General features: G+C 57.1%; 12 protein-coding genes. 11 read left to right on the top strand and 1 reads right to left on the bottom strand.

Features of this window, described 5'->3' with window-relative positions:
• Positions 1 to 13 precede the first annotated feature (13 nt).
• The gene (locus tag GEI7407_RS04825) at positions 14 to 1,507 is read right to left on the bottom strand and encodes a site-2 protease family protein (RefSeq protein ID WP_015171010.1); all 1,494 of its coding nucleotides are present in this window, start codon (positions 1,505 to 1,507) and stop codon (positions 14 to 16) included.
• 265 nt (positions 1,508 to 1,772) lie between these two features.
• Here GEI7407_RS04825 and der point away from each other — a divergent pair, with 265 nt between their 5' ends.
• The 11 genes from der (at position 1,773) to GEI7407_RS04775 (ending at position 11,551) form a co-directional block, all read left to right on the top strand.
• On the top strand, positions 1,773 to 3,134 hold the full coding sequence (gene der / locus GEI7407_RS04820) for a ribosome biogenesis GTPase Der (RefSeq protein WP_015171009.1): 1,362 nt from the start codon (positions 1,773 to 1,775) through the stop codon (positions 3,132 to 3,134).
• A gap of 15 nt (positions 3,135 to 3,149) precedes the next feature.
• Positions 3,150 to 4,070: an energy-coupling factor transporter transmembrane protein EcfT gene (locus GEI7407_RS04815; protein ID WP_015171008.1), complete on the top strand. Its 921-nt coding sequence runs from the start codon at positions 3,150 to 3,152 to the stop codon at positions 4,068 to 4,070.
• Entirely contained in the window at positions 3,974 to 5,491 is a 1,518-nt protein-coding gene (locus GEI7407_RS04810; RefSeq protein WP_150109723.1) for an anthranilate synthase component I, read from the top strand. The genes GEI7407_RS04815 and GEI7407_RS04810 overlap by 97 nt, the downstream gene beginning before the upstream one ends.
• Positions 5,492 to 5,570: 79 nt before the next feature.
• Positions 5,571 to 6,017 carry a holo-ACP synthase gene (acpS, locus tag GEI7407_RS04805; RefSeq protein WP_015171006.1) on the top strand — a complete coding sequence of 149 codons (447 nt, stop codon included), beginning with the start codon at positions 5,571 to 5,573 and terminating at the stop codon, positions 6,015 to 6,017.
• A 122-nt stretch (positions 6,018 to 6,139) separates the two neighbouring features.
• Positions 6,140 to 6,412, top strand: a complete 273-nt coding sequence (pipX, locus tag GEI7407_RS04800) for a transcriptional coactivator PipX (protein ID WP_015171005.1) — start codon at positions 6,140 to 6,142, stop codon at positions 6,410 to 6,412.
• Positions 6,409 to 7,092, top strand: coding sequence for a YggS family pyridoxal phosphate-dependent enzyme (locus tag GEI7407_RS04795; RefSeq protein WP_015171004.1), 684 nt, complete (start codon positions 6,409 to 6,411; stop codon positions 7,090 to 7,092). The genes pipX and GEI7407_RS04795 overlap by 4 nt, the downstream gene beginning before the upstream one ends.
• Before the next feature lie 426 nt (positions 7,093 to 7,518).
• The gene (locus GEI7407_RS04790; RefSeq protein ID WP_015171003.1) at positions 7,519 to 8,106 is read left to right on the top strand and encodes a cell division protein SepF; all 588 of its coding nucleotides are present in this window, start codon (positions 7,519 to 7,521) and stop codon (positions 8,104 to 8,106) included.
• An 85-nt stretch (positions 8,107 to 8,191) separates the two neighbouring features.
• Entirely contained in the window at positions 8,192 to 8,962 is a 771-nt protein-coding gene (gene proC / locus GEI7407_RS04785) for a pyrroline-5-carboxylate reductase (protein ID WP_041268275.1), read from the top strand.
• A 155-nt stretch (positions 8,963 to 9,117) separates the two neighbouring features.
• A complete protein-coding gene (locus GEI7407_RS21310; RefSeq protein WP_015171001.1) occupies positions 9,118 to 9,294 on the top strand; it encodes a hypothetical protein in 177 nt (58 codons plus the stop codon).
• Between the two features lie 77 nt (positions 9,295 to 9,371).
• Positions 9,372 to 10,592: a M20 family metallopeptidase gene (locus GEI7407_RS04780; protein WP_015171000.1), complete on the top strand. Its 1,221-nt coding sequence runs from the start codon at positions 9,372 to 9,374 to the stop codon at positions 10,590 to 10,592.
• A 554-nt stretch (positions 10,593 to 11,146) separates the two neighbouring features.
• Positions 11,147 to 11,551, top strand: coding sequence for a hypothetical protein (locus tag GEI7407_RS04775; protein ID WP_015170999.1), 405 nt, complete (start codon positions 11,147 to 11,149; stop codon positions 11,549 to 11,551).
• The last annotated feature ends 235 nt before the right edge of the window (positions 11,552 to 11,786 follow it).

Raw genomic sequence — 11,786 nt, 5'->3', positions numbered from 1 at the left:
TTAGTGTCCATCCTTACCCACCAATACCGAGACGTCCTGCCAGGCTCGGCGTCAGCGGAAAAAGGGTCATGACCGTCAAAAAAAGCGCCAAAAGTGCTAAAGCCGCTCGAGCGTCATTGGGCTCGGTCAGCTCCTCTAGGGTGGGACGCTCTGGCTGGCGCTGTAAAAAGAGCACCAATACCCCCCAGTACAAAGCTAGGGGATTTGCGAGGGAGGCGATCGCTAACAAAATTAACGTGCCTACCGTCAAGCGCGCCGCCACCCGGCGTCCATAGATCGCCTGCACTATTCTGCCGCCATCGAGCTGGCCCGCTGGCAGCAAGTTCAGCGCCGTAATCACCAGACCCAGCCAGCCAACCGCCATCAGAGGATGGATATTGACTACCGTGTCTTTTAGCTCTGCTCCCAAAATCACCCGCGCTAGGGTCCCAACCAAAATCGAGCCCTCGAAGAACTCCGTCGGCACCGTTTCAAAGTAGCCCGGCAGCGGCTGCGGTAGGCCGCTGGGAATCGACAGCAGCAGCCCCACCACCAGCATCACCAGGGACAAGAGCGCCCCCACCGCTGGCCCCGCAAAGGCAATGTCAAACAGCACCGTCCGGTTGGGCAGCAGAGACTCAAAGCGAGTAATCGCGCCGAAGGAGCCGAGCTGCCACGCCGGAATGAAATAGGGCCAGCTCAGGCGAATTTTATAGCGGCGGGCGGTGACCCAGTGGCCCACCTCATGGAGCAAAATCACCGCCAAAATCCCCAGTCCCAGGGGCAGCGCATCCTGCAATCGCTGGGGATCGCTGAGGACATCCACGCCCAGCTGCAAGCCCCCGCGCTCCAGGCAGGTGGCCACGGTCGCTAGAAACAGCGGCACCGCAAAGACTTTTTGGGCCAAGCCGCCTTTTGGTGGATCATTAGCGCTAGGCAGGACGATGACCACGGGCTTTTGGTCTTGGTTCTCGACCAAGAAGAGGCGGTAGCGATCGCCCAACTGCTCCGTCAACGCAGATGACAGGCGCTCGTGGGTTGCCGCTGGCTCACCCCGCAGATTGCCCTTGAAAATGACCCCGTCCTGATAGGGAATCGTCTCTGTGGCAAAAAAGGTCTCAATGCCAAACAGCCCCCGCATTTTTTGCAGGTCCTCGGCCGGGACGGGGGTAAAGGCGGGCTCAGGCTCCTGGGGTTGCGCGATCGCGGGGGTTTCCTCGCTGGCGGCTTCTGCTGCGGCATCGGCGATCGCCGCCGCCCGACGGGGAAGAGCGCCTTTTTGACCCGCTGCCCGCAGCTGTCGTCCCAGCAAGATGTACACCGCCGTGGACGCCACCAGCAGGAAAATCACCCCCACAATATTGAGGTAGATCCCCGCCGCCGCCAGCCCAAAAAACAGCAGCCACGGCAGCATCAGCGCCACGGACTGGAGCCAGGCAAAAATCCCGACTTTCCCGTAGGGCCGCGCCCGGTAAAAGCCCCACGCCAAAATCGCCAGCGCAACCAGCAAGATTAGAGCCGTAATCATTATTTCATCAACCTTTTCCAAAGTTTGAGGCTGCCCAGAGCGCTCTTAGCCCTGGCAACCACACAAGCTAAATTGAGATCTATTTCTTAAATCTACCTGACTACGGGCAAGGGGTTGAGCCTTTGCGCCTCGGCGGATTGCTTTGTCTTGCTAGTCAGCGAGGCTTCAGGAGATTCCCCACCGCTCGTCATCCTCGTTAGAATAAGAGACTGAATATTTTTCAGACATTCTCTACGAACGTCAGCTGCTCTGACGGCATATCACCATGGCCCTGCCGATTGTCGCCATTATCGGTCGCCCCAATGTGGGCAAATCTACCCTCGTCAACCGCTTCGCGGGGGTGACCGATTCTATTGTTCACGATGAGCCGGGGGTGACACGCGATCGCACCTACCGTCGCGCCTTTTGGCAGGACCGGGAGTTCATGGTGGTAGACACGGGCGGCCTGGTGTTTGACGACGACACAGAGTTTTTGCCCTATATCCGGGAGCAGGCCATGGCCGCGCTGAGCGAGGCCCGCGCCGCTATTTTCGTTGCCGATGGCCAGATGGGGCCGACGGAGGCCGACCACGCGATCGCCACGTGGCTGCGCCAGCATCCCTTACCGGTGTTTTTGGCCATCAACAAGTGCGAGTCGCCCGAGCAGGGCGTGACCCAAGCAGCGCAGTTTTGGGAGCTGGGACTTGGGGAGCCCTACCCAGTCTCGGGCATTCACGGCAACGGCACCGGGGACCTGCTGGACGCGCTCATTCAGCATCTGCCTCCGATCAGCGAGATCGAAGAGACGCCAGAAACGCGGGTCGCCATCGTGGGCCGCCCGAATGTCGGAAAATCTAGCCTCCTTAACGCTTTTGTTGGCGAGAATCGGGCAATCGTCAGTCCGGTATCCGGCACCACCCGGGACGCCATTGACATGCTGGTGGAGCGAGGCGACAAGACCTACCGGCTCATCGACACAGCGGGCATTCGCAAAAAGAAAAACGTAGACTACGGTCCAGAGTTTTTTGGCATTAACCGGTCCTTCAAGGCGATTCGGCGGGCCGATGTGGTGCTGCTGGTGATCGACGCGGTGGACGGCGTGACCGAGCAAGACCAAAAGCTGGCGGGCCGGATCGCCGATGAGGGCCGCGCCTGCGTAGTGGTGGTCAACAAGTGGGACGCGGTAGAGAAAGATTCCTACACCATCTACGACTTTGAGCGCATGGTGCGCGATCGCCTGTATTTCGTGAACTGGGCGGACATGATTTTCACCAGCGCCCTGACCGGGCAGCGGGTGCCGAAGATTTTTGATCTTGTTGATGCGGCGGCGGAGCAAAACCAGCGCCGGGTGAGCACGTCGGTGATCAACGAGGTGCTAGAAGACGCGCTGCGCTGGCAAAGTCCACCGGCAACTCGCCAGGGCAAGCAGGGCCGCATCTACTACGGCACTCAGGTCCAGAGCAAGCCGCCGACCATCACGCTGTTTGTGAACAATCCGGCTCTGTTCAAAGAAAATTACCGGCGCTATATTGAGCGGCAGTTCCGTCAGTCTCTGGGCTTTAGCGGGACGCCAATTCGGCTGATTTGGCGGGGCAAGAAGTCGCGGGAGCTGGAGCGAGACAATCCAAACCGGGCAACGCGGGTCTAGCACAAGAGGGCATTCATGGACTTGATGCGATCGCTGCCTCTAGGACTTTACCTGGAGCAGCCTGTCACCTGGCTTCATCGCTTGGATTCGCGGGTCAAGCTGGGCTGGCTGATGATGTTCTTGCTGACGCCGGTACTGGCGAGCCCAGCTTGGCGGGTCGGGCTGGTAGGAGCGCTGATTTTGCTGACGCTGGGGGCGCTGATCCCGCTGCGGGTGTGGCGCCAGCAGATGGGCTGGCTACTGGTGCTGTGCGCCATGATTTTGGTGATGACGGCGATCGCCCCCGATGGCCTAGCAGCCGAGCATCAGCCTCGCTTACCAACCAGCTCGGCCCAAATTTCTGCGGAGTCAGCCGCCAAAAGCGCTAGCGCTCCCAGCCTGCCCCAGCCAACGGACTACAGCTATGTGCTGTTTGAGCAGGGACCCATCAAGGTCACGCGCCAATCGCTGGATCTGAGCGTGCGGGTCAGCACGCTGATTTTCACGCTGATCTACAGCACCAATTTGTTTTTGCTGACGACAGCGCCGGAGGAGATCACGGCGGGACTCGAGGACCTGATGGGGCCGCTGCGGTGGCTGCGGGTGCCGGTGACCGAGATTGCCCTGACCCTGACCCTGGCGCTGCGGTTTATTCCGCTGGTGCTCGAAGAAGTCCAGAATCTGGTGCGGGCGGTGCGCACGCGGGCTATCAACTGGAAAAAGCTGGGGCTGCGGGGCGCGACCCAGATTTGGCTGACGGTGGCGGAGCGGCTTTTGCAGAATTTGCTGCTGCGGGCGGAGCAAATCGCTAGCGCCATGGTGGTGCGCGGGTTTACCAGCCCCGATCGCCACCGCGTCGAGTGGCATCAGCTGCGGCTGCGGGGAGCCGACTGGATCGCGATCGCGTTTTTGGTGGCCTGCGTGGGAGCTCGGGCCGTCTGGGGAGGCGAAGCGTGAGCGAGGTTTTGGCGCCCTGGCACTGGCGATCGCTCCCCTTGGGCGGACGCAGCGGCTCAGACATTTTCGAGGCGCTCTTTCGGCCCCGCGACCCCCAGGCGATCGCCGTCTTGCTAGAGAGCCCGATCGCCGCCGATCCGTCCCAGCGCAATCCCCACGCCCGCTACTCTCTCTGTGGCGGACCGCCCCGCCAGTCCAGGGGTCAGGCCCAGGTTTGGGTGCCCCCCGTGGGCCAAATTTTGCCGACTCTGCGGGCACAGCTTCAGCGCGCTTCTGGGGCCGCCCTCGAGCCAGAGGTGGCGGATCTGCCATTTACCGGCGGGTGGCTGGGCTGGCTGGGCTACGACCTGGCCTGGGAGATCGAGCGTCTCCCCAGCCTCAACCCTGATCCCCTGCCTTTTCCCGTGGCCTTTTGGTACGTGCCAGACTGTTTTGCCGTGCTGGACCACTGGGAGCAAACGCTGTGGTTGGCCGCCAGCGATCCGACGGCGCTAGGAGATCTAGAAGAGAAACTGGCGCGATCGCCCGAAGCCCCAGCGCCAGCCCCCCTAGAACCGCACCCCGTCACCTTCCAAACCGAGCAAAGCGCCTACGAAGCCGCTGTCCGTCAGGCCAAAGCCCATATTCAAGCAGGCGACATCTTCCAGGCCAACTTAACTCTGCGCTTCGAGACAGCCACCGCCCTGCGGCCCTGGGCGCTTTACCGCCTGCTACAGCAGATCAATCCTTCACCCTTCGCCAGCTACTGGCAGACGCCCTGGGGCTGCGTGGTCAGCGGCTCGCCGGAGCGCCTCGTCCAGCGCCAAGGATCCATCGGCCAGACCCGGCCGATCGCTGGCACCCGCCCCCGGGGCCAAACCCCCACCGACGATCGCAGCAAGGCCGAGGAGCTCCTGAGCAATCGCAAAGAGCAGGCCGAGCACATCATGCTCGTGGATCTAGAGCGCAACGACCTAGGACGGGTCTGCACTTGGGGCTCGGTGGAGGTCGATGAGCTGCTGACCATCGAGCGCTACAGCCACGTCATGCACCTCGTCAGCAATGTCCGGGGCACGCTCCAGCCCGACTGTGACAGCATCGATTTGGTTCGGGCGCTGTTCCCGGGCGGCACGATCACTGGCTGCCCCAAGGTCCGCTGTATGGAAATCATCGAGACCCTGGAGCCGGTGCGCCGGAGCCTGTTCTACGGGTCCTGCGGCTATCTCGATCAGCGAGGCAATCTGGACTTGAATATCTTGATCCGCACGCTGCTCATGGCCCCCGTGCCCGACAGCCATCTGCACCAGGTTTGGGGCCAGGTGGGAGCGGGCATCGTGGCGGACAGCAATCCGACCTTGGAGTGGCAGGAGTCGCTGCAAAAGGCCAAGGCCCAGCTGGCTGCGCTGGGGCTGGTGCCGTCCCAGGTGTCCCTGGGCTGCTAGTACGTCTCGGCCCTCCAGGCCTTCTGTTTTCGGGGCAGATCGTGACCCTCAATCCTGATAAAGTGAGGGGAAGAATTTCGTGAGACTGCTCACTTTGGACATCCGCCTTGGCACTGATGTTGTATACGTTCCCCGAATCCAGGCAACGCTGGAGCGCTTTGGGGAACGGTTTTTACAGCGAGTTTATACGCCTGCGGAGCAAAAAGATTGCTGGCAGAGTGCCGTGGCGATCGCTCCGAGTCTGGAGTGGGAAGCAGCCGATCGCCGCACCAACGCGCCCATTCAGCGGCTAGCCGGACGCTGGGCAGCCAAAGAAGCCATTGTCAAAGCCCTGGGCACTGGTTGGCAGGGCGTGCGCTACCGAGACGTTGAGATTCAGCGTCAGTCCAGCGGCGCTCCGATGGTCAAGCTGTATGGCGCCGCAGCCCAGCGCCTCAGTGATTGGCAGCAGCCCCAGTGGCAGCTCAGCCTCAGCCATGACGGAGACTACGCGATCGCCACGGTGATTCTCTTTTGTCTCGCTTGATTCGCCCCTGGCTCCCTGGCTGACGAGCAGGGGACAGCCGAGATCCTCTTTGGACCTAGTCACCCGAATATTGTCAGCATTCGAGTGGTATTCTGATCTCTCTTTGTCCGTCCAAAATCTGAATGAACACCGAGACCTACCTGAATCACCCCACCTTCGGCCTTTTGTTTCGCGTTTGTTTGGTGGAAGACAATCAAGAGCTGTTCTCTACCCTCTACGCTCAGCGCCTCTTTTTCCTAGTGAGCAACGGACCAAGCGGTATCAAATTCGACCCAGTGGGTCGAGGCGATGCCCGGATGCTCGTGGAGCATCAGCTGCGACTCCTGCGGCGCCAAAGCAGCGTCAATGAGGCTTACAATCACCTCCAGCGGATCTATAAGCAGACTTTTCAATGAACCACTCTGCAGCGCCTAGCGCTTCGGGCGATCGCATTGCGCAAATTCGGGCTAGCATCCCGTCTTCGGTTCGCCTCATTGCCGTTACCAAAGGCTTTCCGGCTGCTGCTATCCGCACAGCCTACGCTGCTGGCATCCGAGATTTTGGCGAAAATCGGATCCAAGAAGCCCTCGACAAGCAGGCTGAGCTGCAAGATCTAAGCGATATCACCTGGCACCTGATTGGTCATCTCCAGAGCAACAAAGCCACCAAAGCCGTAGAGTCCTTTGACTGGATTCACTCCGTCGACAGCCTCAAGCTAGCCGAGCGGCTCGATCGCCTCGCCGCCGAGCAGGGGCGATCGCCCAAGGTGTGCCTCCAAGTCAAGCTGCGTCCCGATCCCAGCAAATATGGATGGTCCGCCGAGACGCTCCTCCAAGACTTGCCAATTCTCAATCAGCTTCAGCACCTCAAAATTTGCGGATTGATGGCCATTCCACCCCTCAATCTCGACGATGCTGAAACCCTGATGGTATTCCAAGATACCTATCAGTTAGGTCAGAGCATTAATCAGCTCAATCTGAATAATCTTCAGATCCAAGAACTGTCTATGGGAATGTCAGCTGATTACCCATTAGCGATCCAGGCAGGGTCAACCATGATACGCCTAGGACGCTTGCTCTTCGGTGAAAGGACCTAAACCTCTTGCTTCTCAGCCGGAAACGTGGTTAGTATATTGTCGCTCTGCTAGGGCGATCGCCCAGCAATCTTTTTGGGATATCACCCCCGACTGAAGACTTGGCAGACAAATTAGTTCCTGCAAGCAGCTGAAAGCATTAGATTTAGGCGAAAACATTCCCATCCAAGCGCTGTTTTCCTAAACTTTTCCAACCGACCGGTTCGCGCTAGAGATCTAAGGTATACTGTTGACTCAATTCAACTAGAGCAACATGGGGTGCCAACAAACAAGCTGACAGGTAGGACTTTTAAATCTTCCTTAAGGTCTTGCTTCAGATGTTTGAAAAGGTGGTCTTAGCAGTTATTTTTGCTGTGGTTGGCTATCAGTTTTCTTCTATAAGTAAGAGCTGCTTGCAGGCTTGACCTTAGTTGTGATGGAGCGTCAACGGTGAATACGATTTTCACAAAGCTACGGGACTTCGTAGGCCTCAACGACCCGATGGACTACGAGTATGAATACGACGAGATGGACGGGGAAGAGTACCAAAACCTCTACCAAGAAGAAAATCCTCAACAGCCAGCGGTAACCGAAGAGGAAAACCGGGCTCGTCGTCGTTTTCGGGAACGCGCATCAGTCTCTCAAGCAGGAATGGGACCTACGATGAATAATGTGATCGGCATGCCCGGTGCGGTAAACGGCATTTCTGAAGTGATGGTGATGGAGCCTCGCTCTTTTGAGGAGATGCCCCAAGCTATCCAGGCGCTGCGCGAGCGCAAGTCCGTTGTGCTGAACCTGACGATGATGGATCCTGATCAAGCTCAGCGAGCTGTGGATTTCGTGGCAGGCGGCACCTATGCCATCGACGGTCACCAAGAGCGAATCGGTGAGAGCATTTTCTTGTTCACGCCCAGCTGCGTGCAGGTCAGCACCCAGTCCAACAACTTCGAGACGCCGGCTCAGCCGCAGACCTACGCGCCCCGTCCCGCAGCGCCGACTCCTGCATGGAGTGCTGAGCCTGCAGCCCGGATGGCCTAGTGTTTCTAGCCTTTAGAGCACGACCAAAGGTTTAAGGAAATCCACGGACTTGGTGATTCAACTTGGCATTATTGGAGGCGGGATAATGGGCGAAGCCCTACTATCCCGTCTTCTGCGTCAGGGTACTTATTCCCCTGATGCGGTAATGGTGAGCGAGCCCATGCCCCAGCGGCGTGACTATCTAGCTCAGGAGTATGGTGTTCAGACGAGTGCTGACAATCAGGCGGCAGCGATCGCAACTGAGGTGTTGCTGATTGCGGTTAAGCCGCAGATCTTTGACACGGCCCTGACAACGCTCACCGTTGACGCGGTTCCATCTACTACGCTGGTTTTGTCGATCTTGGCAGGGACTCCCCTAGCGCGCCTAGAGGCGGCGTTTCCGGCCCATCCGGTGGTCAGAGCCATGCCCAATACGCCAGCTACGGTGGGTGCTGGCATCACGGCGATCGCCGCTGGCGATCGCGTACAGGCCCACCACCTCGAAACAGCCCAAAAGGTCTTTCAGGCCGTGGGTGAGGTGGTGCAAGTTCCCGAACACCTCATGGACGCTGTTACTGCGCTGTCGGGCTCAGGGCCGGGCTACATTGCCGTTGCCATTGAGGCGCTGACCGATGGTGGCGTTGCCATGGGCTTACCCCGGACGATCGCGGCTCAGCTCGCGCTCCAAACCGTTCGCGGCACCGCAGAGCTGCTGCACGAAACCGGCTGGCATCCCGCTGAGCTCAAGGACCGCGTGACCAGTCCCGGCGGCACGACGATCGCCGGAATTGCCCAGCTAGAAGCCTCGGGATTCCGCTCAGCTTTTATTGAGGCGGTTCGCGCCGCCTGTCGGCGATCGCAAGAGCTTGGCTCCTAGAGTTTTTACTCACCCTATTCATCATTTTGTGCTTTCGAAAGGCCGCGTTCCTCCGAGCGTGGCCTTTCGATTTTTCTGTTTAAAGGCGATCGCCCGTAAGGAATGCGCTTTACTCGGTGTGGATCAAAAGCTATTCCAGTTGCCCCCACAACACCATGACACCATCTTCTAGTTCTGAGCAGGTCGATCGCCCCTTCGACTGGCCCCTGGTCCCGGACAATGGCAATCCCGTCGACACCAGCAACGACATCTATGATTTGATCCAGCTTTGCGAAGAACTAGAGTCCACCAATCAATCTATTTCTCCAGCTCCAAGCACCTGCCGCCCCTAACAGAAGCGCAAAGATTGCGCGATGTCAAAAGGTCTGAGCATACTAAGAAATACTGAGACCTGCTTCCCGGATCGTCTGTGCTCACTCAAATTAAACACCTCGCCCAAAAGCTCGCGCCCCGTCTCGTCGAGATTCGTCGCCATCTCCATAGCCATCCCGAACTGAGCGGACAAGAATATCAAACCGCCGCCTATGTCGCTGGCGTTCTCTCGTCTAGCGGCCTCCAGGTACAGGAAATGGTCGGCAAAACGGGCGTCGTAGCCGAGCTGCATGGCCAGGGAGAGGATCCTCGTCGCCTAGCGATTCGGACCGATTTAGATGCCCTGCCGATTCAGGAGCAAACTAATCTCGAGTTTGCCTCGCGCAAGCCGGGAATCATGCATGCCTGCGGTCACGATATCCACACCACCGTTGGGCTAGGCACAGCGATGATATTGGCTCAGATCGCCGATGATCTGCCGGGCTCCCACCGTTTTTTGTTTCAGCCTGCCGAGGAAACAGCCCAGGGAGCCCGGTGGATGATTGAAGACAACGTGATGACAGACGTCTCAGCCATTTTGAGCGTTCACGCCTTTCCGTCCATCATGGCAGGCAATATCGGCATTCGTCACGGAGTCCTTACGGCTGCCGCCGACGATCTAGAAATCATTATTTTGGGGGAGTCAGGCCACGGTGCACGCCCCCACGAAGCCATTGATGCGGTTTGGATTGCGGCCCAGGTGATCACCACTCTCCAGCAAGCCATCAGCCGCACCCAGAACCCGCTACGTCCCGTTGTTTTGACGATCGGGCAGATTCACGGCGGCCGGGCTCCCAACGTGATTGCCGATCAGGTTCGGCTCCAGGGCACAGTGCGATCGCTCCATCCCGATACCCACGCTGAGCTGCCCGCCTGGATTGAAAAAATTGTGGCGAGTGTTTGTCAGTCCTACGGCGCCCGCTACGAGATGAACTACCGTCGCGGCGTGCCGTCGGTTGTGAACAATCCGGCCCTGACCCAGCTAGTCGAAGCGTCAGCGCTGGACGCATGGGGAAGCGATCGCATCGATATCCTACCCGAAGCCTCTCTCGGCGCTGAAGACTTTGCCCTCTACTTACAGCACGCTCCTGGCATGATGTTCCGCCTTGGCGTCGGTAAGCCCCAAGGCCCCAACTATCCCCTGCATCACCCCAAATTTGAAGTGGACGAATCCGCAATCATCACAGGAGTCATTACTCTTGCCTATGCTGCCTATCAGTTTTGGCGACAGCCTATCTGCTACCCCACTCATCACTTAGTCAGCCCCAGTTCTCAGTAAATCTTCCTCCATTTCATGAAGATTAGAGATTGTCCAGAAGTACAGCCTTGGGGAGCTTAACGTTTCTATTTTTTAAGCCAGTTATGCTTTAACCAATACATAAAGATATTTATCTATTAGCAAATCAATCACTCCCACAAACATTCTGAAAAGCGTTACACAAAAATCCTTGAAATTATCTGTATCATTGATTCCACCGTACTCTTAGACTTTCTTCGAATTCTTCAAGAAAGCAAAAAACAACTTACTTTATAAAGTGTGCGGACGTGGAATTAAGATTTCAAAATTTTTTATAAAATTCTCACGCTATCTTGTTCTTTTCATAAGAAAATATGGGTTAATCAATAAACATCCTCAAAGCTTCGTAGTTCTACTCATCCATCCGATTTACGCGCTCACTTACTTTAAGCAAAAGTGAGCGATCCCACGGTCGTCGAAGACTTTTAAAATCCTTTAGACTTTCCTTATAAGCTGCCTGATAGAAATTTTTTCTCTCCTTTGATTTTTCAAGCTTAGATTTTCTCCATTCACCAACTTGATATTTGTGGTTAACTATGATTTCTAATTTGAGCTCTGGATTGCGGTCTACCTCCGGCACAACCAGCACTACCATCAACTACTCAAATTACATTCTAGGCGCAGCAGTTTTCGACCTGAATGGCTTACCCAAAGAGTATTTGATGAGTGGAGAAAACAGCAATATCAGTTGGGTTCAGACCATTTTTCAAGCTTTGGGATTGCGATCGCTCCTCACGTCATCTCTGAAGCTAGAAGGCTTTCACTACGCAGTTATCCACGGAGACGGCTGCGAAGCCATCGTGGTCAAGCAAAGAACCCAGTACACTGCTTTTTTGCTGCAAGTCGGCAGTGCAGAGATCATTGAACCCCAGTTCTTAGAGTGGATTCAGGCATTTGACCTGGGTCTGCTGCGTGCCAATCCACGCTTCCACGCAGCATAAATTCGCTCCCACTCTATCCAATCATTCACCGTTCTTTAGCGCGACGTTTAGCCCAAGCTTCTCAGTAGGTCTTGCCGTAGCATTGATTAGGGAGCTTGGTGATTTATATCCTCAGAATGGTTCTATTACTAGCCGAGAATAGGTGCAAGATTAATTCGCCCTTAATACCGCCGGCATTTTTCCCATTCCGAGTGGCCAATCAAACTATTGGCTTCCTGCGGGCAAACGTCTCACA

The organism is Geitlerinema sp. PCC 7407, from assembly GCF_000317045.1.
Lineage (GTDB): Bacteria > Cyanobacteriota > Cyanobacteriia > PCC-7407 > PCC-7407 > PCC-7407.
Note: the sequence above shows the minus strand (reverse complement) of the source record. Positions and strands in the feature narration are given on the sequence as shown.